Raw genomic sequence first — 23,615 nt, forward strand, 5'->3', positions numbered from 1 at the left:
CATGGACAACAGAGTTCAGCAAGTGATTAAGAAGCTTGAACACTTGCCAGCAGACCGTTTATCCGAGGTTGAGGATTTCATTGATTTTCTGAGCCAGAGAGATCGTGAACATCATACGCGCAAGGATTTCGCGCGGGGAGCGGAACCTTCTTTCCAAAAGGTATGGGATAACGACGACGATGCGGCCTACGACAAACTTTGAATTTGGTGATGTGGTTCTGGTTGGTTTTCCATTTACCAATCTGAAGACCACAAAAAAGCGCCCTGCAGTGGTTATAAGTTCTTCAGCTTATCAGGCTTACCGTCCTGATCTTGTGATAATGGCGATTACCAGTCAGATTAGAGATCCTCTCAGTTTTGGTGAGGCGTTAATAAAGGATTGGGAGCAGGCGGGTTTGCTGAAACCTTCGGTGATGAAGCCGCTGATCGCAACCGTTGAGCAGTCAATCATTTTGAAACGAATGGGTTCCCTGAACACAAACGACCAAGCCCAGTTGAAAAGCGCACTGCATGGAATTCTAGAACTTAATAATAAATAGAAAAAATATGCCAGCATTCGGAACCGCCTCTGTCGCCGCCCTGCGCCAATACGTTCGCTACGCCGATGCCAAGGGCATCAGTACCTCAGAGCTGTTCAGCAAAGCCGGCCTTGAGCCGAATATCCTTGATACCGATGACGGCCGCCTGACGGGCGAGCAGTTGCAGACGTTTATTCGCCTGCTGGCCGAAGCATCCGGCAATCCCATCCTTGGCCTGGAAACCGGTGATTTCGTTCAGCCCGGTTCCTACAGTGTGCTTGGCTATATCACCATGAGCTGTGCCACGCTGGGGGAGGCCGTCACCCGAATTGCGCCCTATGAAAAACTGGTAGGGGACATGGGCACCACGGGCCTACGAATGAAGGGGAATGAAGTGTCGTTGGTGTGGACCTGCAACTTTACCGACCCGGTGGTGTGGCCCCAGGTGGTGGATAATGTGTTCGCCTCCTGGATTAACTATGCTCGCTGGCTGGCGGATAACGATAACGCCTCTCCAATCCGGGTTGCCCTGAAACGTTCCTCGCCCGGGCCTGACTGTGAGAGCGCTTATCAGGAGCGCTGGGGCTGCCCGGTTGAGTTCGAAGCGCCGGAGAATGTGGTGACCATGCCCCAGGATCTACTGGCCACCCGCCTTCGCCAGCCAGACCCGCTGCTGCGCAAGACCCTTGAAGCCCATGCGCTGTCGCAGTTGGCGCTGCTGGATACCGATACCGACCTGACCTCCAGAGTGAAGCAAGGCATTCAGAAACAACTGGCCAGCGGCGTGACCCGGCAAGACATGATCGCCGAAGACCTGGGCATGACCAGCCGCACCCTGCAACGCAAACTGAGCCAGGAAGGTGTTTCCTACCAAAAGCTACTGGATGACGTGCGCCAGCAGATGGCAGAGGATTATTTGCGGAATACCGAGATGAGCATTCCCGATATCGCGCTGAGGTTGGGGTACAGCGAGACCACGTCGTTTCATCGGAAGTTTAAGGCGGCTGCCGGGAAGACGCCTGGGGATTATCGAAAGGGTCTGACTCCCCAGGGTCTGTCCCCGAACGGGGACTGACCCATTTTGGACCCATGGGTTCGAGTTTTGGTGCAGGGACGGGCAAAGGTGGGTCAGACCCCTTTTGGGTCAGACCCTGATAACCCAGGGTCTGTCCCCGCATGGGGACTGACCCATCTTGGCCCCATGGGTTCGAGTTAAGTGGCAAGGACGGGCAAAAGTGGGTCAGTCCCCATTCGGGGACAGACCCCTGAGACAGACCCGGAAAACTAATAAAAAAGCCAGCTCACAAGAGCTGGCTCGAAATTACTTCGGAAAGAACGAAAGTGCCTGAAAAATTCGTTAATCCTGTGGAGTCAGGGCCCATAATACGGCGGAGTTACTACTCGGCTCCTCCGCCATGGGCGGATACTGCTTGATTCCACGGTTTCAGAATAAGCCCTCGTGCCCTTCCTGTCTGTTTGTGATCTGTGTCCCGTTGTTACCGTTTGTGAGGGCTACACACCTTCCCGTATCTCGGGTTTGGTTTCGGTAAAGCGGCGGGTTTCGTAGGCGTCAACCAGGCCTTGCACCGCCGCCCGTTCCATATCCTGCACCGAGGGCGTGCCGTCCTGGGCGTCGGCGCGGCACAGGACCATGCCGGCTTCCACGGAGATAAAGCCAGCGGTGGTTTTCAGGGCCTTGTGGTTGATACCATCAAAAATTCGCCGGAACGCGGTGGTGGAGCAATGGTCGCTGTTCGGGAAGTAGGAGACGATGGCAAACTGGTTGTCGCCAACACGGCACAGGGCGTCGATGGGGCGAATCAGGGTGCTCAGGCGGCGGGCGATGCCGGTGGCCAATTCGCTCATCACGCTGGGTGGGTGCTTGCGTTTCAGGTCTTGCCAGTTACGAATGCCGCACATCACATAGGAGGTGGAACCGCCTCGGGATTCCGCATGGCGCAGGGTTTTCTGCAGGCGCTGGCGGGCATACTTGCTGTTACACAGGCCGGTTTCCAGGTCGATAATGTTGGTGGATTCCAGCTCCCGGTTGTTTTCGACCAGCAGTGCGTTGGCCCGCAGCAGGGTATTCTGGCGATCGGCCATTCGGTCGGCGGCAAAGATGCGGGGGATCAGCTGTTTGGTCATGTCGGATTTGTAGATGAAGTCATCCACGCCCCGGTCGAAGGCTTCCGACAGTGCTTCCACGCTTTCGCGGGCGGTGAGCAGGATCACGTAGGTGTAGTGGTTGTCCTGCTCATCCTGCTGGCGCACGTGGTCGGTCAGTTGCAGCCCGTCCATTTCAGGCATCAGCCAATCGGCAATCAACACGCTGACCTGCCGCTGTTCCATCAGCTTCAGGGCGTCTGGCGCGTTGTTGGCAATGCGTATATCGCGGTAACCGGCATTTCGCAGGGTGCGGCCGACCACCATACTGCTGAATTTGGCGTCGTCTACTACGAGTATGGGTAGGTCCAGGTTTGGCATCGTTTGTCTACTTCTTACCAGTCCATTGTCAGATGCGGTTCGCCGCGGCTCTTGGTATGCTTTGGCGGTTTCGGAACATCCGGTATTTTTAATGTCGCCACAGTATACCCCCGTGTGGCCTTTGGAGAATAACGACCATGCCTTCTTTTGACATTGTTTCAGAAATTGAAATGCACGAAGTCACCAACGCGGTGGATCAGGCCAAGCGTGATCTGGGTAACCGCTGGGATTTTAAAAATGTGCAGGCGGATATCGAACTGGAAGACAAGCGCATTACGGTGAGCGCCGAGCAGGAGTTCCAGCTGGAGCAACTGATTGATCTGCTGCGTATGGCCTTCGCCAAACGCAACATTGACGCCCGGGCTCTGGCGGAAGACGGCGAGAGCAAGGCCGGCAAACTGGTGAAACAGCATTTTTCCCTGAAGCAGGGTATCGAAACCGACATGGCCAAGAAGATCGTGAAAATGATCAAAGACCAGAAGATGAAGGTGCAGGCCAGCATTCAGGGCGACAAGGTGCGGGTAACCGGCAAGAAGCGGGACGACCTGCAGGAAGCCATTGCCATGCTGCGCGAGGCGGAGCTGGATATTCCGCTGCAGTTTAACAACTTCCGCGATTGAGTTCTGGCCTGCCCTGCATGGCTAGGGAGCTGTCTGCCCCTGCGCAGTATCCTCTTCTATTCGTGCCGGCTTGTCCGGGTGAGCAATGCGGAAGAGCAGGGCCGCCAGGATAATGGCCGGCGCGCCGGTTCCTGCGGTGATCAGGAAGAATCCCACCCAGCCCACGTGTTCTGCAAGCAACCCGGTAAAGCCCGCCGCAAACTGCCCGGGCAGCGTCATCAATGAGCTGAACAACGCGTACTGGGTGGCGGTGTAGGCGGTGTTGGTGAGGCTGGACAGGTAGGCAATAAACACCGAAATGGCCATGCCGCCTGTGACGTTATCGGCAATGATGGCGGCCACAAGGCCCGGTTGTTGGGGGCCAATGATGGCCAGGCCGGCGAAGGTGAGGTTGGTGGCCGGGGCCATAAACGCGGTGAACAACAGCATTCGGGCAATGCCAAACCGTGCTACCAGTGCGCCGCCGACCGCGGCCCCGCTCAGGGTCATGATCAAGCCAAACGCGGCGGCAATGTTGGCAATCTGTGACTTGGTAAAGCCCAGGTCCAGATAGAACGGGTTGGCCATCACCCCCATAAAGATGTCACTGATGCGGAAGGTGGCAATAAACAGCAGGATCACCAGCGCCGCTTTGCCGTACCGTTGAAAGAAATCCGCGAACGGGCAGACAAACGCGCCGATCAGCCAGGCGGTGATGTTCTTGCGGGCACCACTGTGTTTGGTGCGGTCCAGGTACCCGATAACCCGCGCCTCCATGGCAAACACTGCCGCAGACTGGCGGTTCTTCGGTTCGGAACTGATCAGCGTGGTGACCATGCCAACGCCCATCAGCAGGGCCATGGTGCCATAAGCCAGGGACCAGCTGCCGACGGCGGCAATATGCAGGGCGCCAGCACTGGCCATCAGCATGGCAACCCTGTAGCCGGTCACATAGCTGGCGGCCATGCCGCCTTGTTCATGGGGCTCCGCGGCTTCCACCCGGTAGGCATCCACCGAGATGTCCTGGGTGGCGGAACCGAACGCGGCGACCACGGCCCAGAGCGCCACCAGCCACTGTTGCTGGGTTGGGTCCGTCAACGCCATGCCCAGTAACGCGCCGGCGATACTCATCTGGGAAACCAGCATCCAGCTGCGCCGCCACCCGAGCCACCGGGTGAGAAACGGAATACTGGTGCGATCAACAATCGGTGCCCACAGTACCTTGATGGAATGGGCCATGCCCACCCAACTGAGAAAGCCAATGGTGGCAAGCTCAACGCCCAGATCCCGCAGCCACGCCGTAAACGTACCCCCCACCAACAGCAACGGAAGCCCAGCGGAGAAGCCAAGGAACAGCATGCCGATAACCCGGGGGTTTCGATAAACTTGAAAGCCTTGAAGGAACTTCAGGATAAAACTCTGAGGCATGAATGGCCGTCCGGAGCTGAGTGGAATACAAGAACCGGGATTATGCGGAATTAAACCCCAATGGCCAAGTGAGCGAGCTTTAATGACCTACCGAGCCAATTTGGGGTCAGACCCCAAGACATTTCACCCCATCAAATGTTCTGGGGTCTGACCCCAACTTCAGGAGGAGCAGCTGATGTTGAGGTGTTTGCCCCAGTCTGGCGGTAGGGCAGCGTAGTGTTCGTGCTCGGGTTGGTCGTCGAATGGGTGCTCCAGCACCTTTAATAGCTCTTTCAGGGGCGCGTAGTCGCCATTCTGGGCTTCCATGATGACTTGCTGGGCCAGGTAGTTGCGCAGGATGTATTTTGGGTTCACCTGGCGCATGGCGTATTCCCGTTCGTCGTGGGCGCGGGTTTCGGTCTTGAGGCGGGCCTCGTAACGTTCGAGCCATTCGTCGGCTACGCTTTGGTCTGCAAACAGATCCCGCACCGGGGCGTTGCCGTGGCGGTGCAGGTTGGAGATGCCCCGGAAAAAGCGTGTGTAGTCCACCCGGTGTTCGTGCAGCATGCTGAAGGTGTCCATGATCAGGCTCATGTCTGAGTCGTCGGTTTCCTCCAGCCCCAGTTTCGCCCTCATGTTGTTTTTGAAATGTTCGTTGTAGGTGGTTTCGTACCGGCGCAGTCCACGGCGCACGTGGTCCTCATCCAGGATTGGCAGCAGGGCGTTGGCCAGGTACTGGCAGTTCACAAAGCCAGTCTGTGGCTGCCGGTTGTAGGCGTAACGGCCGCCCTCGTCGGTGTGGTTGCAGATGAAGCCGGCGTCGAAATCGTCCAGGAAGGCGTAGGGGCCGTAGTCGAAGGTGTCGCCGATGATGGACATGTTGTCGCTGTTCATCACGCCGTGGCAGAAGCCAACCGCCTGCCAGTCTGCGATCAGCCGGGCGGTGCGCTCGACCACCTCTTCAAACCAGCGTTGATAGCGCTGTTCTTCCGGTAAGCTGATCAGGTGCGGGAAGTGCAGGGTGATCACGTGTTCCAGCAGGGTTTTCAGTGCCTCGGGGCCTTCATGGTGGGCGGCGAATTCGAAGTGGCCGAAACGGATATGACTTTGCGCCACTCGCATCAGCGCGGCGGCGGTTTCGATGGATTCCCGGCGCACCGGGTCTTTCGCGCTGATCATAAACAGGGCGCGGGTGGTCGGAATGCCAAGACCGTGCATGGCTTCCGAGCACAGATATTCGCGTATAGTGGAGCGCAGCACCGCCCGGCCATCGCCAAAGCGGGAGTAGGGCGTGGTGCCCGCCCCCTTCAGGTGCCAGTCCCAGCGGGTGCCGTCTGGCGCCACGGTTTCCCACAGTAACAAGCCCCGGCCATCGCCCAGTTCCGGGTTGTACACGCCAAACTGGTGCCCGGTGTACTTCATCGCTACCGGGTCCATGCCTTCCAGCAGTTCCGCCCCGGCACCCACGCCGGCCCACTCGGCCTCATCCTGAACATGAAAACCCATCTGCGCCGCCAGTTTGTGGTTAAAACACACCATAGCCGGCTGCGACAAAGGCGTCGGCTTCACCCGCGTATAAAAGCTGTCCGGCAATTCCAGATAACGGTGTTCCACCTTGAAAGCATTCGTGTTCATAGTCTGGCCTGGTTCTTGAATCTAATTTGGGGTCAGACCCCAGAACATTTCACCGCATCAAATGTCTTGGGGTCTGACCCCAGTTACATTGCAGAGCGGGGTGGGGAAATGCAACCACGGTTGATTGTTTTTACGGATCTGGACGGCACCTTGCTGGATCACGACAGCTATAGCTGGCGGGCGGCGAAGCCGGCGATGGCGCGGTTGGGGGCCAATGGCATTCCATTGATTTTCAATTCCAGCAAAACGGCGGCGGAGATCAGTGAGTTGCAAAGCATGATGGGGCTGCGGGGGCCGTTTATTGCGGAGAACGGCGCGGCGGTGGTGATTCCTGCTGGCTGCCTGGGCAATGCGGAGGAAGAAGTGGTCCATGTCGGCAGATCCTATGAGGAGGTTGTTCGCACTATTTTGGTGCAGAGGGAATCCGGTGCACAGTTTCGGAGCTTTGATGACCTGTCTGCGGAGCAGGTGGCGTCGCTTACCCGGTTGACGGTAACGGAGGCGGCCCGGGCGAAACAGCGTTTGGCGACGGTGCCGCTGGTGTGGGATGGCACGGAGGAAGAGCTGGCGCAATTCCGCGCGGCGCTTGAGCTGGAGGGCCTGAAGTTGGTGCAGGGCGGGCGCTTCTGGCATGCCATGGGCACCTTTGATAAGGCGGAAGGGGCCCGGTTCTTGCTGAAGCGTTATCAGGAGCACTTTGGTGAAGAACCGATTGTGACCATTGCCCTGGGCGATAGCCCCAACGACCAGTGCATGCTGGAGGCCGCCGACGTACCGGTGGTGATTCGCGGGGTGAACAGTGATCAGGTTCAGTTGCCGTCGTCCCGGCACGCCATGCGCTCCCTCAAGCCCGGCCCGGAGGGTTGGAATGAATGCGTGCTCAATCTGCTCTTTGAGTACGGCTACCAGTAAAGGAGGAGCCGCCATGGGCGACTTTTACCAGAATGGCATTATCACCACCCTGCACAACCTTGTGCGCCGCCCCGTGGAGGATGTTGAAGCGGACCTGATGAGCTTTCGTAAAGCCCGGCCTATGTCTTTGGTGTTGCCGTCTTTGTGCTCGGAGCTGGAAGGGCCTGCGCTTAAAAACATCGTCCAGGAGCTGACCAAGGTTCCGTATTTGGATGAGATTGTGATCGGTTTGGACCGTGCCGATGAAACCCAGTATCGCCATGCCCTGGAGTATTTTTCCGAGCTGCCGCAGCCGTTCAAGGTGCTCTGGAACGATGGCCCCCGGTTGCGGGCACTGGATATGAAATTGCGGGAGCAGGGCCTGGCACCCACGGAGATGGGGAAGGGCCGCAATGTGTGGTATTGCTTTGGCTACGTGCTGGCCTCGGGTGTGAGTAAATCCGTGGCCCTGCATGATTGCGACATCCTGACCTATTCCAGGGATTTGCTCGCGCGCCTGATCTACCCGGTGGCCAACCCCGGTTTTAACTACATGTTCTGCAAAGGCTATTATGCACGGGTGGCGGACGGCAGCATGAATGGCCGGGTCAGCCGCCTGCTGGTCACGCCACTGATTCGCGCCCTCAAAAAAGTGTGTGGCCCCAACGATTTTCTGGATTACCTGGACAGCTACCGCTACCCGCTGGCGGGCGAGTTCTCCTTCCGTACCGATGTGATTAATGACCTGCGTATTCCCAGCGACTGGGGCCTGGAAATTGGCGTCTTGTCCGAAATGAAGCGTAACTACGCCACCAACCGCTTGTGCCAGGTGGACGTGGCGGATGTTTATGACCACAAACATCAGGAGCTGTCACCGGAAGACGCCAGCCGGGGCTTGTCCAAGATGAGCGTGGACATCTCCAAGGCGCTGTTCCGTAAGCTGGCCACTAACGGTGAGATTTTCTCCAACGAAAAGTTCCGCACCATCAAGGCAAGTTACTTCCGTATTGCCCTGGATTTTGTGGAGACCTACCAGAACGACGCCATCATCAATGGCCTGAGTTTCGATCGTCACAAGGAAGAGAAGGCGGTGGAGCTGTTCGCCCAGAACGTGATGCGCGCCGGCGCCTATTTCCTCGACAATCCCATGGACACGCCGTTCATCCCGAGCTGGAACCGGGTAACCAGTGCCATTCCGGATATCCGGGAGCAGTTGCTGGAGGCGGTGGAACTGGATAACCAGGAGTTCCGGCCATGAGCCAGACCCTCGACAGCAAACTGGTGGCCATGCTGGAAGTGGTCTACCCAGCGGTGGACTGTGCCTTTGTGGCGGAGCAGTTAATAGATGCCATGGCACTGGCGCCCGATGCCGAGGCCCCGCCGGCGCACCAGAACCATTGGGACCCATCGGACATTGTGCTGATCACCTACGCCGATACCGTTCAGCAGCCGGATGAGAAGCCATTGGTGACTTTGAAGCGGTTTCTGGACGACTGCCTGCAGGACGTCATCAGTGCCGTGCATATTCTGCCGTTTTTCCCGTACAGCTCGGACGATGGCTTTTCGGTGATGGATTACCTGGCGGTGAACGAGTCCCACGGTGGCTGGGAAGACATCGAGGCCATCGCCGCGGACTACAAGCTGATGGCCGACCTGGTGATCAACCACATGTCCGCCCGCAGCCGCTGGTTCGAGAACTTTCGCAAGCGCGTGGGGCCGGGCAAGGATTACTTCTTTGAGGGCAACCCGAAAGACGATTTAAGCATGGTAGTGCGCCCCCGAACCTCGCCGTTGCTGACCCCGGTGCAGACCGATGACGGCGAGCGCCACGTATGGTGTACCTTCAGCGAAGACCAGGTGGACCTGAATTTCGCCAACCCGGAAGTGCTGATCGAATTTGCCCGGATTATCCACTATTACCTGGAACGTGGGGTCAGGATCTTCCGGCTGGATGCGGTGGCGTTCTTGTGGAAAGAACCGGGCACGCCCTGCATTCACCTGCAGCAGACCCACGAGCTGATCAAGATTCTGCGCCTGCTGATTGAGCACCACACGCCAGATGCGGTGGTGATCACCGAAACCAACGTGCCCAACCGGGAGAACCTGACTTATTTCGGCAACGCCAACGAAGCCCATGCAATCTACAACTTCTCGTTACCGCCACTGCTGATCAATACCCTGGTCACCGGCAATTGCCGGCACCTGAAAACTTGGCTGATGAGCATGCCGCCGGCGCAGATGGGCACCACCTACCTGAACTTCATTGCCTCCCACGACGGCGTTGGCCTGCGGCCCACTGACGGCCTGTTGGACGAGGACGAAAAGCAGCGGCTGATCAACACCATGGAATCCTTTGGCGGCAAGGTATCCTACCGGCGCACCGCCGATGGCCGGGACCAGCCCTATGAAATGAACATTGCCTTGTGGGATGCCCTCAAAGGCACCGCCAAGGGTGGCGCAGACCACTGGCAGTTACAGCGATTCCTTTGCGCCCACACCATTATGCTGGCGCTGGAAGGTATTCCTGCGTTCTATATTCACAGCCTGCTGGCCACCGAAAACGACCATGCCCGGGTAGAACACACCGGCCGCTTCCGCTCTATTAATCGCGGCCAGTGGCAGCTGGATGCCGTGGAAGCCGCCCTGGCGGACCCACTCAGCCACCACAGCAAAGCTTTCACCGAACTCAAGCGCCTGATCGCCATCCGCCGCGCCCAACCCGCCTTCCACCCCAACGCCACCCAGTTTACCCTGCACCTGGGCCTGCAGCTGTTCGGCTTCTGGCGCCAGAGCATGCGCCGGGAGCAATCCATCTTCTGCATCCACAACATAAGCGACGAAGTGCAGCAAGTGGCCCTCACCGACATCAACCTCATCGGCACCGACCAGTGGACCGATCTGCTTTCCGGTATGGCCGTTGACGACCTGGCCGGCGTGCTAACCCTGAAACCCTACCAAAGCGTCTGGCTCTCCAACTAAGTTGGGGTCAGACCCCAGAACATTTGATGGGGTGAAATGTCTTGGGGTCTGACCCCATTGCGAGCCTGTTGCATTGAGTTCTGTGGAGGCAGCCCCTATAATCCCGCCGCATTAACTGACTGATGACCCACGGAGGGGACAGAGACGATGAGGATGTTCGTCGCAGTAGCTTTGTTACTGTCGTTAGGTTTGGCCGGAATGTTCTGGTTCACCGGCGACAGCCTTGCCTTTAAGCCCGAGCCGGGCGACAGCCGCCATTTTATTCTCGAACAAACCGCCGAACTGCAAACGCCCAGCGGGTTTCGCAGGGAGCCGACTCGTGTCCGAATGGAAAGCCTGCTGCGCAGTGACGTACTGGCGGTAGACAATGATGTGGTTGAGTTGCAATCCCGCTCTTTGCATACCCAGCTTTGGGAGCAGGATCGACTCGGTCTCGATACGGAGCAGATTCCGGAATACAGTGACCGGCTGCAGTCTATGGCGGCATTGCTCAAGGCCGGGATTGTTGAACGGGTTGCCAGCGATGGTCAGGTACTTGAAACCAATTACGTGAATGAGTCCGCCCTGGCCGAGCTCACGGAAGATTCCCGGTTGCCTGAACCCGTTCGGGATATGCTAAGCCGCGATCTCAGCGTGATGCACACCTACCAGCCAGCTTTTCCTTCGGGTAAGCCCCGAGTAGGCGTGAGCTGGCAGGTGCCGGCACGCGATATGGGCGGTCAGTCGCTGCCAGCGGTGCAATACGAAATCAGCCATGTGAATGACGACACCGTTTCTTTGAAGTTCCGTTCGGTGACAACGGAGGGAGCCACTGACTCTGCTGCCGTTGAAATCGAGGGCTTTATGGAGCTTGAGCGCCTGACCGGGTGGCCGAGGCGCGCTGCTGCGCGAATCAGTGGGGTATTTGAATACGCCGACCAGCACCTGGCGTTGAAAAGCACGATGACGTTGACCCAGACCGGTATAGAGCCGCGATTCAAGGCGGGGCAAGCATGGTACCGGGCACTGGGGGCGCTGGATAGCCGGGTTGTCGATACCACCGATCCGGAGTTCGAAACCTATTACCTGCCGCCGTTTGCCCTGGCCACGCCCGAAGAATCCTTTGAACAACTGGAGAGGTCTCTGCTCTGGTTCGGCAGTGAGGAAGTTGATGGTCGCCTGGGGCTGGATTTCCAGATTGAGCATTATCATTTCGCAGCCGTTGAGTTTGAGCCTGCGAGCGCCGTCCGGCTGCTGGATGCCGAGGGTGAACCTGTGACCGATTCGGTACCGCGTGATCCGCGTTACACTCTGTATTCGATTGACAGCGCCGACCATCGCCGAGTGCCGTTTATCGCCAGTGAGTTAACGCGCGATCAGTTGGATGCGATTGCCTCGGTGGAGGTGGATGCCACGGTTATCGTGCCCGGAGAGCTGCACAGCTTTGTGCTGACGCCGGAAACCCCATCCCGCCACATCGAGAGCCTTGGGCTGACGCTATCTGTAGAAGATTGGGATCCCGATGGGCTCCTGGTTCGGGCCCATGAGCCCGGGGGTTCGCTACCCACCAGCTTTCCGTTGATTGGCGCCTATCCTGTGAATGCCGAAGGCGACTTTCTGCCGACGTTCAGCCTGCGGCTGACTCATACGGCGATTGAACCTCTGCGGAATGCCTTTCTGGAAACCTCGGATGAGGGTGATCACTGGGCCAGGGCCGAGCAATTTGCGCATTCAGCCACCGACACACTCATAACCTCCCCTATGGAAGAGCGCTACGGTGACTGGATCTATGAGTTGGGGGCAGAGGGTGGCCAGCCCATTGAAGGCGTTCAGGTTTATGTGTACGGCCGTGAGGTGGAGCAGCGTACGTTTGTAGCCCCGAACGCGCTCCCCACGTTAGATGGCGGGCCGGTGGTTGGTGAGCGAACTCTGGAGCAGTACCGGGAGCCGGTGCTGGAGTTTTCATCATTTGAGTTGGATGAGGTGGTACTCGAAGGCGTTCGTCAGAACAGGCTCAGTGCCGTGGTTCCTGGTGAGGGCGCCGGGCGCTGCGACATTTCTGTGGCTGGCGAACCAATGTACCAGGGTAGCCCTGTCCGTTTTTCTGCCGAGCAAAGCTATGGAACGTCGCAACTACTGTTTGCATCCGGCGCCTATAACGATCAGCCCGGCCGTGAGTTGGTTACCGAGCATGGCCTGAAATATTTCTACGACCTTGAGATTGACGTCAATGTTGACTGCATAACCAAGGTAGTGCTGCACAGGGGGACCGTTCCTGATAGCGGTCAGTTATTCCGGGTAGACCCCAGCACCCTGAGGCTGAGCAAATCCCAACACCAGACTCTCAAGCAGATCCAGCAGCGATTCAATCTAAGAGAGCTGCCTTTGATCGCCTACAACCGGGACGGTAAAGTTCTGGAGCCTCTGTCTCCTGCCTACTCAGGGAACCCTTCGGAAGGTTGGGATGGTGATGGCATGGATCTCCGTTTCTGGGGCGAAATCGCTGAGGTCCGTTACCCCGTGAGTATGGAGCGGGAAGCCAGGCAGGTGTCTGTGCAGTTCCCGCCACTGCCTTGATTCAACCGGTCAATAACTCAGGATGAGACCATGACCAAAAAGCTGTTGTTTACTGTATTGCTCTGTATGCCGCTGATTGTGCAAGCCGACCAACGGGTATGGTTTGCTGAAAATGGCGATTACTACGACCCTGCCAATCCCTGGCACCGGAAGGCGAGTTACCTTGAGCTGCCACTTCCCAAGGTGGATGAGTTTTATCAGGTCAAACTCTTCTACGCTGACGGCCAGGTTGCGCTGGAAGGCCTCTCACCCACGCCGGATTTTAACCGCAAGGACCTGTTGGGTGATGCGGTGGAATATTACGCCGATGGGCAGGTTTCAGTGCAGGCCAGTTACGTGGTTCGTGACCAGATCTGCGACTGCGGCAACAATTACCCGGTGCTCCACGGTGCCTACAAGGCTTATCACCCGAACGGCCAGCTTGAGCGCTCGCTTGACTATTATGGCGGCGGCATCGCCGATGGAGACTACACCGAATATGACGAGGCAGGCCGGGTAACCCGTCGCTATTCCATCCGGAATTATCGGCGCCATGGCGATTATGCCGAGTATAAAAATGGTCAGCTGACCAAAGAGGCCCACTACGTGAATGGGGCCAGGGAAGGAAATTACCGGGAGCTGGATGAACAGGGCCACCTAATCCGGAAAGCCACCTTCTTGGATGGCAAGTATCAGGGAGTGCTGGAAACCTATCGAGATGGAATTCTGGCCAGTGAGGAGCATTACCACGAGGGTAACCGGCTGGGTTTGCAGAAAACCTACTACCCCGACGGCACACCCGAGCGTGTGTATATTGCCAGTAAGTTCCGGTCTCAGCCGGTGGGTGAGGATCTTTACTACCGAATGGACGGTAGTCTGTCTCGCAAGGTGATGCGCGTTCTGGATGACAACGGCCGGCTTGTTGAGTCCCGGGATGAGCAATATGGCGACGGTGAGCGGCTGGTCAAGCTTAAACACAAGGTGGGTGATTGGCAGCTTGAGGAAGAATACAGCGAGAGTGGTGAGCTCATCGCCCGGCGGGAGCAGGATGACAAAGGGCTACAGGGTCTGCTCCTGACCCGGCAATGGTCGACCCTGGTGCGGGAGCACTACAAGGACGGGGAAAAACATGGCGATTCCCTCCGGGAGGGCAGTGGTGGTGCCCGCGAGGAAGGGCGTTACGAGAATGGCCTGAAAACAGGCCCGTGGCTAATGCTACAGAGCAATGGCATAACCGAGAAAGTGAACTATCGTGCCGGCAAACGCCACGGCCGTTACGAGCGCTTTGACGAGACCGGAGAGCGCTCAGATGTCATCCATTATGAAAATGGACAGAAACATGGACCGGCCGATTTCAGCGACGGATATGGCCATCGCGTGGTGGCTAACTTCTACAAAGACGAGCCGGATGGCGACTATCTGGAAACGACCGAAAACGGGCGTATCGTACGCCAGGGCAATTACCGGCTCGGGAAACCGGAAGGCGTTCACTACGAGTTCTCCAGCGTTGGCCAGATGTTGAAGAAACGCAGCTATCGCGACGGCGAGCCCCACGGGGAGTGGATTGAAGTGGGTTACGGCGGTATGTCTGTGATTCGCAAGCACTACGAAAATGGAACGCTCATCAGTGAGGGCGACATAACCCTGGACTCCCTGTCGACTTCGCGGGTGCGCTGATGAAAAAGCATGGTTTGAGGCTGTGCAGGAACACGGACGGTTTGAGGACAAAGGTATCATGTTGAAAATCCGCTCTATCGGAGTGTTTGCCGCAGGCCTGCTGGCGCTTGGGGTATTGGGTGGTTGCAGTAACAGTGACAATACGGATGCGTCTGGCGATGACCAGCGGGGTGCGTCTGATAGCGGGCTGGCTGCAACGTCCGAGGTGTTTCCTTCGCAGGTATTCATTGATCTTGATCGTGCGGGTTCCCGCATCGTGGCAGTGGGTGAATCCGGTGCGATTAGGGTTTCGGATGACAACGGTAGTTCCTGGCGAGTGGTCAGTTCCGGGGTGAATAGCACCCTGACCGCGGTTAGCTTTGTGTCTGATCAGACCGGTTGGGCCGTTGGCCATGATGGCACGGTGCTGCGAACGGATAGTGGGGGCGACACCTGGGAGCCTCTTCAACTGGACCAGCAGATAGATTCTGATCAGGCGCTGATGGACGTGGCTTTCGATAGTCACGGCAAGGGCATTATCGTTGGGCCCAACCGCTTTATTCTCACGACGCTTGATGGTGGTGAAAACTGGACGCGGGAGCGTCTGGCGGCGAGGTCTTACGGCTCAGACCTCAACGGAGTGGCCATTCTGGAGAGCGGGCATCAACTGATTGTTACCGATGGCAGTGACATTCTTTCCCGTTCGGAGTGGGGCGACGACTGGCAAGTGTTTCGTGAGGGGTACAAGCCACTATTGGGCGTAATAGGCTTAGGTGGCAGTGAGGCTCTGGCCTTTGGAGCAGAAGGCACGGTAATGCAAAGCCCGGACGGCGGAGTGAGCTGGAATAGCATCAAAAGCGCCAGCAAGGTGGGCTATTTCGGTGGGCGCCTTTTGTCTGACGGCAGTGTGATCCTGGTTGGAAGTGAGGGTATCGTGGCCCGGCGCGCTGCGGGCGGAGAGATGTTTTATCCGGAGCTTGATCTCCCGTTGGGGGCCCTGACGGGGGTCGCTGAGGGTGAGAACAACAGGTTGTTGCTGGCGGGTATTCAGGGAGTTGGATATCGGCAGGACAATCAGTATTGGTTCCATGGTGTTGAGAATGGTGCGACCGGCCAGTTGATGGCGAGATCATTGTTGGGGCGGGTTGAGACATCGGCAGTATTGCAGCTTGCAGAATCGGGCAGTCGTTCTTACCAATGGCAGGAGTCAGGCAGGGCGGTTGAGTGGGTTGAGATATCTCTGTCTGCAGCGGGCGCCGGTGATGATGTACTGACTCCTGCCGTTTTTAACGGGATGGGAGAGTTTTTTCAGGAGATTCGATCAGACTCTGGTTTACCGTTAAAGGAACTCAGATCCGTATGGGATGACCGGTATTTCAGCTATCTGCTTCTGCAAGGCCCCTACGGTTATCTGCAAAGCTATCCGATGGTTCCGGACAAACCCGGATATAGCGAGGCCGAGCGGCCTTATCTGGAACGTCGGTTAAAGCAGGCCGCGCTGTTGGACAGTGTGGTCAGTTCTGACTACAGCACAGTGACCATTTTCGCGGATGTGCCCTCTCATGTGGTTGCTGGGAGAGGGGGCGCGGATCAGGAGTCTATCCACGAGTTTCTGGCCGGCCTGACTGAAACACCGGAGGAGTCATCCCGGCCTTTCAATGTTTCCGGCATCGAGACCATTCGCCTCGAAGAGGTCGACCATGGCCCCAAGGTTGAAAACGGCGTCGATTCGAAGGAAGCCAATGAAGAGCAGGGCGCGAACGAGCCTGGCGACTATCTCTATGTGATCAGCCGCAGCAAATCGTACGGTTGCGAGAAACCCCGGGTTCTGAAACTGGCAGATAGCCTTGCCGGATACCTCAAGAAAGAAGACGCGCCCGGGCCGGTATTGTCTGTAGCGGATCTGGCCAAGCTCAACCAGGTGAGCCGTAAGGATGAGAACTGGAAGTGGTATACAACGTCTGGGTACCGTAGTTATGGCAATGAGGTGTATCGGTTGTGGGAGCAATCCTATTGCCCTAATCCGCTGGCGATAGTGTTCGGGCATCGAGGTGACGAAGAACAGGGTGAGGTACTTGAGGGGCTTCTGGAACAGTTTGGTGGCCAGGTGGGGTTGGATGACACCGCAGAGCAGCTTGAGATGAAAACCTACCGTGTTCGGCGGTCTGCCATCTGATCAGGAATTATGATTTTGTTGAGGAGTAGCGCAAGGAACGGTGGTTTGTAATCCACGACTGTGCGGTTATAATCGGTAGGGCTCAGGATGAGTCAGTTACAAACCACTATTCTTCAGGGACCGAAGTCATGCCCCAGGCAAGCGGATTGCAGTTCACCGCCCGTGTAGGCGAATTCCCCTCAGATCACTTTTCGGTAGTTGGCTTTAAGCTGGCCGAACAGCTGTCTTCCTTGTTTCATGGCCGGTTAGAACTGGCGAGCACCGACCCCGATGTGGCTGCTGCTGACGTTCTGGAGCAACCGGTGGACCTGGTAGTCTGGCAAGACGGCCAGCCGGTACGGCGGTTTACCGGCGTGGTCAACGAATTCGTCCGCGGCAACACCGGCCACCGCCGCACCGCCTATCAAGTGGTCATCCAGCCCCCGGCCTGGCGCCTGGACCTGATGCACAACAGCCGCATCTTCCAGACCCAGAGTACCGACACCATCGTGCGCACCTTGCTCGAAGAGCGGGGCATCATTGATACGGTCTTTGACTTCAAGCGCTCCCCTGAAGAACGGGAATACTGCGTCCAGCACCGGGAAAGCGACCTGCAGTTCATTGAACGACTGGCCGCCGAAGAAGGCTGGCACTACCGTTACCAACACGGAAGCGTGGATGGCGAAGAACAACCGGCGTTAATCATTGCTGACCACCACGGCGACGCCCCGAAACTGAACCCGGTGCCCTGCAACACCCAGGCTGGAGGCAGCAGCAAGCAAGCCTGTATATTCAGCTTCGCCTACGAAGAGCGCATCAAAGCCGCCTCCGTGGCCATGAAGGACTACACCTTCAAAAACCCCGCCTACGCCCTGATGCACGAACACAGCGCGGGCGGTGTGAACCACCGAGAAGACTACCAACACTACGACTACCCCGGTCGCTACAAGGCTGACGCCAGTGGCCAGCCCTTCACCCAGGCCAAACTGGACGCCCTGAGAAACGACGCCTCCCTGGCCAAGGGCGAAAGCAACCGCCCGGACTTCACCCCCGGCGCCAAAGTGGAATTGGAGGAACACGACAGCCAGAGCCTGAACCGGGAATGGCTGCTGACCGCCATCACCCACACCGGCAAACAGCCCCAGGCCATGGAAGAAGAGGGTGGCAGCGAACCCACCAGCTACCACAACGACTTCACCGCCATTCCGGCCGATAAAACCTGGCGGCCCCTGTGCGAACACAAGCCCATGATGGACGGCCCTCAGATGGCCATCGTCACCGGCCCCGAGGGTGAAGAGATCCACTGTGACCAGTACGGCCGGGTGAAAGTTCGTTTCCCCTGGGACCGCTATTCGAAAAACGACGAACACTCCAGCGCCTGGCTACGCGTCGCCCAGGGCTGGGCTGGCGGCCAATACGGCTTTATGGCCCTGCCCAGAATCGGCAATGAAGTGATTGTCTCCTTCCTGGACGGCGACCCGGACCAGCCCATCATCACTGGAAGGACTTACCACGCCACCAACACACCGCCCTACGCGCTGCCGGAACACAAAACAAGAACCACTCTGAAAACCAAAACCCACAAGGGCGAAGGCAGCAACGAACTCAGATTTGAAGACGAAGCGGACCAGGAACAGATCTACCTCCACGCCCAGAAAGACCTGGACCTGCTGACGGAAAACAACCGCACCGAAGTCATCAAGAACGACAGCCACCTGACGGTGGAGAACCACCAGTTCAGCCATGTGAAAGCGGCAGACCACTGCACCACCGATGGTGAAAGCCGAGTCTCTGTCGGCGCCGATTGCAGCCAGACCATCGCCGGCAGCTATCACCAGAAAACCGGCCGCACCATGGCCTCGGAAGCCGGCACAGAAGTTCACCACAAAGCGGGCGCGAAAGTGGTGCTGGATGCCGGGGCGGAGCTGACGATTTCTGGTGGTGGTAGCTTTATCAAGCTGGACCCAAGCGGGGTTACCTTGGCTGGGCCTGGGATCAAGATTAATTCTGGTGGGGCGCCGGGGAGTGGGGCTGGGCAAAGTTCTGCTAATCCGGAACTGCCAAATCTTGTTGGCAAAGATGGGGCGGCAACGCCACAGCCTCCCGAACTGGCAATGGTTGGCCAGCGCAAAACTGCCTCTCCTGACCAAGTGGAGTTTGATCAGTTACCGGGCTCCGATCGGAAACTGATCATTGATGTGATTGGCGGGCATCTTGAGCGAGATTCTGTGGAAGCGATTAAAGGGACTGATGGGGAGGAAACTGTATGACGGATACTGTGGATTTTTCAGATGAATCCCGGGATCGCTCGATTTTACGAACAGCAGATTACGACGATACCGACCCCGCGGATCTCGTACTGACTGTGCCCAAGCGCGAAGGCGGCAAGATCTCGATTCCTCTCCTGAAGCACGCAAGATCTAACATCGAGCGTGAAGATTACCAGGATAATACCCTCGTAAGGATCAAGCCCCTGGCAGAGATCGCCAGCAACTTGCCTGTTAGAAGTGGCTCCAATGCCCCCGTTTATCAAGGGAAAGGCGTAGCACTGTTGCGGCCTGGCTTTCTTTATATTTTCCGCGAAGACAAGCTCTGGCGAGAATTAGAGATCAGTCAGAACTCCCAATTCAGCGATATTGATCTTCAGGCAGTGCGGGCGGAGGTTGGTGACCCAGAATCTGACTTGAGAATGATACGCCCATCAGCCGGACAGTGGTTGGACGATGTGCTTGTTCCGGTGTTTCTCCAGGGGCAAGCGGTGATGCACGATTTCCGCATGGCCTACAGTGAAATCCAGTGGGATTGGGCCTACATCCAAAAACTTGAAGAGAGTGCAGCGACTCGTAATGCAAGGACGACGGGTGTGGGTCACGCCTGGGCTGTCACATCGGTTGATACATTGAGTTTTGAAACCGGATTCCCGGCATCACGTGTTGAGGATGCACCCGAGCTCAGGCACAGGGATCTGGGCATTGAACTGATGATAGAGAATCCCAGCGACTTCGTGCTCAGTTTTGAGCGGCCGGGTGAAGACGAACTATGCAGCAAGCTTGCGAAGTTATTGGAGAGCAACGAGAAGCAGGCGAGGGAGTCGGCGAACATTCTTGACCTTACCTGCCCACCTGGAGCGGATCTTTTGCAGCATCTTCGCTCGCAGAAGGGGGTCGTTTGCGTGGCCATCCCGGACCCTTTTTTCCTGTTCCGCCACGCCCTGGCCCAGTTGCACTTGGCCATGCATTATCTGGATGCAATCGATATTGCTATAAAGGATAAACCCCTGGTCCATTCCGCCATGTTAATCCGCCAGGCAGTGTTCGACCCGGCGCCGAGCGGTCAGAGTGGAGACCTTGCGAACTACCGGAACGCTATCAACCGGGAACAGCTGGATGACATTCTGGAAACGGCCGAAAGGAATCACGCTGTTCGGAACATAGAAGACCAGGCGCGCCGCCTGAAGAAATTGATGAAGAGCTCGTCATTCAACTCGGTGTTCGACGATTATCTGCAAAGCCCGGATGTAGCGGCTTGTGAAGCCTTTTTGCTGTGCGCGGACAACTTGAATGTACTGCAGCAAATCCCAGGGGTGCTCAAAGCACAGGGAGTGGATGATGATCAGGGGATCCCTGGCGCTCTGGCAAAGTGGCTATCGGACGAATCAATGTTGGCAAAGTGGTCGCCGGGAATCGCCGCCGAAACAGGGGAGGAAGGCACGCAGTCATCTCCCTACGAACAACTTCGGTCGCTCGCCAGCGACCAGACGGAGATTAACGATCAGCACCTGGGCCGCCTCAACCTCCAGGCCCTGGCGTATGCTGAGAAACAGTTCCAGTACGACGAGGAGTCCACTGGCGAGCAAGTGGCCGGGGAGGTTAAGGATGCAGGGCGCGTTGGGGCACTGGTAAGTGGGGTGCTGGGGGAGTGGAGTGCCTCAGTACTGACCGCCTGCAGAAGGCTGATGGAAGATGGTAGCGTGGAGGCCATCCAGGTCCACAGGATCATGCAGGCCGCGTCTGCCAATGCCATCCTTTCTGACCCCGGTCTGGCGGGGGTGGATCTGATGCGTCGAGGCGACGTAGACCCTACCAAGCATACCATTATTGGCGTGGAGGGTGACGGCATTCGCCGTGGCCTGACCGACTTCGACCGCAGCCAGGGTGGGCTGCTCACTCGCGCCAATGACTACCTCTATGCGGATCTTGTGGATCGATCTGGACAGGTCCAGGGTTCTACCAGCCCCGCCCGTGCCTCTAATGAGCTGGAAGAAGCTATCAAGAAAATCGCTGGCAATACTTGGGTCTACGTGGTGCCTGCCGGACACCCGGAGGCAAGGAAGCTCAGTGTATTAAAGGTGGACCTCGCCAAGCGTGTTGGGGCGGTGGTGGATGGCCCGGGCGTGTCTAGTGGATTGGTGGCGTTGGCGGTATTCAATGTGTTCTTGGAGAGTCGGGCCACTATACATGCAGTAAAAAGCAACCAGGACTGGGGTATAAGCTCTTTAAAAGCATTGGGAAGCTTGGTTGATCTGGTCGCTGCTTCAATGAAGCTTAGTATCGTAGCTAATGAAGTGGCAAGTATTGACTCTGGTCATGCATCACGACTCTACAAGTTTTCAAGCCGCCCTTGGTTTGACCTGAAGGGATGGCCGTTGATTGGAAAAAGGCTAGCCAAAACTGGGGCAGGTACCCTCGTCAGAACGGTTGGCCTTGCCAGTTTCGTAGCAGGAGGTGTGGCAGTTGGGTTGAGCTATTGGGATATGAGGATCAGTCTGAGCCGGGGGGATCTTGATGCTGCGAATGGGCACGGAATAGCGGTCGCCGGTGGTTTGATCTTCCTGTCAGTACCATTGATAGGCGGGCTGCTGGCGATTCCGGGTTGGGGGTGGGCCGTTCTCGGAATGAGCATGGCTTTGGGTGGGTCATTGTATGCGGGAAGCGTGGCCGACGACCTCTTCGAAAGGGTGCTGAAACAGGGGCCATTGGGGACGCACCCGCAGGACTCCTTGGTGAACCTGGACGATTTGGCCTATTACGGGCAGTTGCTAACACTGCTTTCCCCGGTCAATATCTCCGCACAAAGATACGGGGATGTCGATCCGGATCCGGCGTTGACTAGCCCGGACCATTCGCCACAGCCGGATGATTATGTCATCACTTTACAAACTCCAGTGGTCAGTCGGTTGAAGGTGCTACAGGAGTGTCGTCCAGACCTGCCAACCCAGCCTTTCAAGATTGTGGTACAGGAAGTGGCGTACATGAATAGCCGTGCCGAAACCTCCAACGCAGCGGTTGGCACAGTGGAGCAGGAAGTCATGTTGTCGACTACTCCCCTTACACAGATTGCCGCGAGGCAGTCCCTGCCTCATGAATCCGCCGTGCGTTTTCTGGTTAAACGGGAGCTCCAGAGCAGCAGCTTCCAGAGTTTTGGATATCAGGAAGAAGTCACTACAACGATACGGGTTGGATTGCAGGCTGTGGTTGGTACAGAACAGGGACCTGTGGTCTTTCCCACGCCTGTGATGGAGAACTACGAACCCTATAATGATACCCGTCATGGCGGGGCGCCGGATAAGTCCCGTAGTGTTTTTAATCCGCATTCCGAGCCAGTAGTACCCTATTGGTTCCTTAAGGAAGTTTCTGTATGACCATGCCGATGGAGACACAAGAATATGCTTCGACCGCCTATCGGTCTGATCAGGCGGTGGAGCTACCCGAAACCCGAGCTAAACGTGAACGAGTTGGGGACGAGCTTCAGCCGTATGGTGCCTACGCGAACCTTAACCCGTACCACCGAACCGTGGAGGATATTGATACAGTCCAGTGCAGTGAGAGCGAGGATCCGGAGTTCTATAAGGAAAACTGGTGGTGGGACCACCAGCGGCTTCGCTTCCTTAATGAGAAGCTCGGATTAAAGGCGTTAATACTCATTGTTCCATTCATTTGGGCGTTGTTGGTACTTATTGGTGGCTTGGTGCTAATCAGTTGGAGTATTGGGACTTTCCTGATACCTATTTTGCCGGCGACTGCTGTGGTTGTAATACTTATAATTCTGGGGGCAGCGTGGATATTCTTTTCTTTTTGGATCATTCCCCCCACCACCAATTGGCTCATGATTAATGGCGTTGGATTGATTCTCAAACCCTTTGAGAAAACCTTGGAAAAGAAGTTAGACGAAACTCTGGAAGATGGCTGCAGCGAGTTCAACCGGGTCACCGGGCAGGTAAAGTTCGCCTTGGGCAAGGGGCGTTCTTTTGAGGCACCGCTTGTGGAGTTCGATGCCTACGTGGAGCGAGTGGTCCAGCGGGGCGGTATCTTCTACCGGCTGATGTTCGTGCATCGTTACACCCAGAAGCAATTCAACAAAACCTCCCTGAGCAACATTGAAGCAGAGAAAACTGAGGTGCTAGCCCTGTGGGATATGTTGCAACGCTACATGGATGTCACCCAACCCCTGCCAGACATGCCCCGGTTGGAGCCGTTTCGCCACCTGGACCCGGTGACCGCCAAGTACGACCAGACTACTGGCCGTAACCCCCGCTACTGGCGAGACCTGGATATTGAAGCTTGGCAAAAAAGTGAAGGTGCGGAGCTGTTGAGAAACCAGCAGCAGTTTGCTTGGGGCCGCAGGCAATGCAGAGTCACTCCGCAATTGGGCCGTGTAGATATGCCCACCTATCGCCAAAGTCGACCTGAAACAGCCTGTGCCATGTAAGGCCACTCTTTCCGGTTGTCGTGGGAGCTCGATTGGCACTTGTTCTCT

Annotated in this window: 16 protein-coding genes; 13 read left to right on the top strand and 3 right to left on the bottom strand. The window is 57.0% G+C overall.

All coding sequences use genetic code 11. The annotated features are described in order from the left end of the window. Nucleotide 1: 1 nt before the first annotated feature. The 3 genes from ACZ5Q2_RS10940 to ACZ5Q2_RS10950 are packed head-to-tail and all read left to right on the top strand — an operon-like array spanning nucleotide 2 to nucleotide 1,593. The gene (locus ACZ5Q2_RS10940) at nucleotides 2–202 is read left to right on the top strand and encodes a DUF2281 domain-containing protein (protein WP_061333617.1); all 201 of its coding nucleotides are present in this window, start codon (nucleotides 2–4) and stop codon (nucleotides 200–202) included. Further along, the gene (locus ACZ5Q2_RS10945; protein WP_061333615.1) at nucleotides 180–539 is read left to right on the top strand and encodes a type II toxin-antitoxin system PemK/MazF family toxin; all 360 of its coding nucleotides are present in this window, start codon (nucleotides 180–182) and stop codon (nucleotides 537–539) included. Before ACZ5Q2_RS10940 ends, ACZ5Q2_RS10945 begins: the two co-directional genes overlap by 23 nt. Before the next feature lie 7 nt (nucleotides 540–546). Beyond that, a complete protein-coding gene (locus ACZ5Q2_RS10950) occupies nucleotides 547–1,593 on the top strand; it encodes an AraC family transcriptional regulator (protein WP_061333613.1) in 1,047 nt (348 codons plus the stop codon). 437 nt (nucleotides 1,594–2,030) lie between these two features. On the opposite strand, the gene ACZ5Q2_RS10955 is transcribed toward ACZ5Q2_RS10950, so the two are convergent. After that, nucleotides 2,031–3,002, bottom strand: coding sequence for a response regulator (locus ACZ5Q2_RS10955; RefSeq protein ID WP_058092390.1), 972 nt, complete (start codon nucleotides 3,000–3,002; stop codon nucleotides 2,031–2,033). Nucleotides 3,003–3,139: 137 nt separating this feature from the next. On the opposite strand from ACZ5Q2_RS10955, the gene ACZ5Q2_RS10960 reads away from it, so the two are divergent. After that, a complete protein-coding gene (locus tag ACZ5Q2_RS10960; RefSeq protein ID WP_058092389.1) occupies nucleotides 3,140–3,622 on the top strand; it encodes a YajQ family cyclic di-GMP-binding protein in 483 nt (160 codons plus the stop codon). A 21-nt stretch (nucleotides 3,623–3,643) separates the two neighbouring features. Here the strand turns inward: ACZ5Q2_RS10960 and ACZ5Q2_RS10965 are convergent, their stop codons facing one another. Both ACZ5Q2_RS10965 and ACZ5Q2_RS10970 read right to left on the bottom strand, forming a co-directional pair. Then, nucleotides 3,644–5,029, bottom strand: a complete 1,386-nt coding sequence (locus ACZ5Q2_RS10965) for an AmpG family muropeptide MFS transporter (RefSeq protein WP_106695133.1) — start codon at nucleotides 5,027–5,029, stop codon at nucleotides 3,644–3,646. Nucleotides 5,030–5,188: 159 nt separating this feature from the next. Next, nucleotides 5,189–6,643: a protein adenylyltransferase SelO gene (locus ACZ5Q2_RS10970; RefSeq protein WP_432210119.1), complete on the bottom strand. Its 1,455-nt coding sequence runs from the start codon at nucleotides 6,641–6,643 to the stop codon at nucleotides 5,189–5,191. Between the two features lie 108 nt (nucleotides 6,644–6,751). Here ACZ5Q2_RS10970 and ACZ5Q2_RS10975 point away from each other — a divergent pair, with 108 nt between their 5' ends. The 9 genes from ACZ5Q2_RS10975 to ACZ5Q2_RS11015 all read left to right on the top strand — a co-directional run bounded on the left by ACZ5Q2_RS10975 (nucleotide 6,752) and on the right by ACZ5Q2_RS11015 (nucleotide 23,567). Then, nucleotides 6,752–7,555 carry an HAD-IIB family hydrolase gene (locus ACZ5Q2_RS10975; protein WP_061333608.1) on the top strand — a complete coding sequence of 268 codons (804 nt, stop codon included), beginning with the start codon at nucleotides 6,752–6,754 and terminating at the stop codon, nucleotides 7,553–7,555. Nucleotides 7,556–7,568: 13 nt separating this feature from the next. Continuing rightward, complete coding sequence (locus tag ACZ5Q2_RS10980) at nucleotides 7,569–8,792, top strand: glycosyltransferase family protein (protein WP_061333607.1); 1,224 nt, start codon at nucleotides 7,569–7,571, stop codon at nucleotides 8,790–8,792. Next, nucleotides 8,789–10,513: a sugar phosphorylase gene (locus tag ACZ5Q2_RS10985; RefSeq protein WP_061333606.1), complete on the top strand. Its 1,725-nt coding sequence runs from the start codon at nucleotides 8,789–8,791 to the stop codon at nucleotides 10,511–10,513. Before ACZ5Q2_RS10980 ends, ACZ5Q2_RS10985 begins: the two co-directional genes overlap by 4 nt. A gap of 153 nt (nucleotides 10,514–10,666) precedes the next feature. Beyond that, entirely contained in the window at nucleotides 10,667–13,069 is a 2,403-nt protein-coding gene (locus ACZ5Q2_RS10990; protein WP_061333605.1) for a hypothetical protein, read from the top strand. A gap of 30 nt (nucleotides 13,070–13,099) precedes the next feature. Next, the gene (locus ACZ5Q2_RS10995) at nucleotides 13,100–14,725 is read left to right on the top strand and encodes a toxin-antitoxin system YwqK family antitoxin (protein ID WP_061333604.1); all 1,626 of its coding nucleotides are present in this window, start codon (nucleotides 13,100–13,102) and stop codon (nucleotides 14,723–14,725) included. Nucleotides 14,726–14,783: 58 nt separating this feature from the next. Beyond that, complete coding sequence (locus ACZ5Q2_RS11000) at nucleotides 14,784–16,880, top strand: YCF48-related protein (protein ID WP_061333603.1); 2,097 nt, start codon at nucleotides 14,784–14,786, stop codon at nucleotides 16,878–16,880. Between the two features lie 128 nt (nucleotides 16,881–17,008). Continuing rightward, entirely contained in the window at nucleotides 17,009–19,129 is a 2,121-nt protein-coding gene (locus ACZ5Q2_RS11005; RefSeq protein ID WP_082780647.1) for a type VI secretion system Vgr family protein, read from the top strand. Further along, nucleotides 19,126–22,500: a toxin VasX gene (locus ACZ5Q2_RS11010; RefSeq protein ID WP_432210118.1), complete on the top strand. Its 3,375-nt coding sequence runs from the start codon at nucleotides 19,126–19,128 to the stop codon at nucleotides 22,498–22,500. The genes ACZ5Q2_RS11005 and ACZ5Q2_RS11010 overlap by 4 nt, the downstream gene beginning before the upstream one ends. Beyond that, complete coding sequence (locus ACZ5Q2_RS11015; protein ID WP_432210117.1) at nucleotides 22,497–23,567, top strand: hypothetical protein; 1,071 nt, start codon at nucleotides 22,497–22,499, stop codon at nucleotides 23,565–23,567. The genes ACZ5Q2_RS11010 and ACZ5Q2_RS11015 overlap by 4 nt, the downstream gene beginning before the upstream one ends. Nucleotides 23,568–23,615 lie beyond the last annotated feature (48 nt).

The sequence above is a fragment of the Marinobacter alkaliphilus genome, from assembly GCF_055394375.1.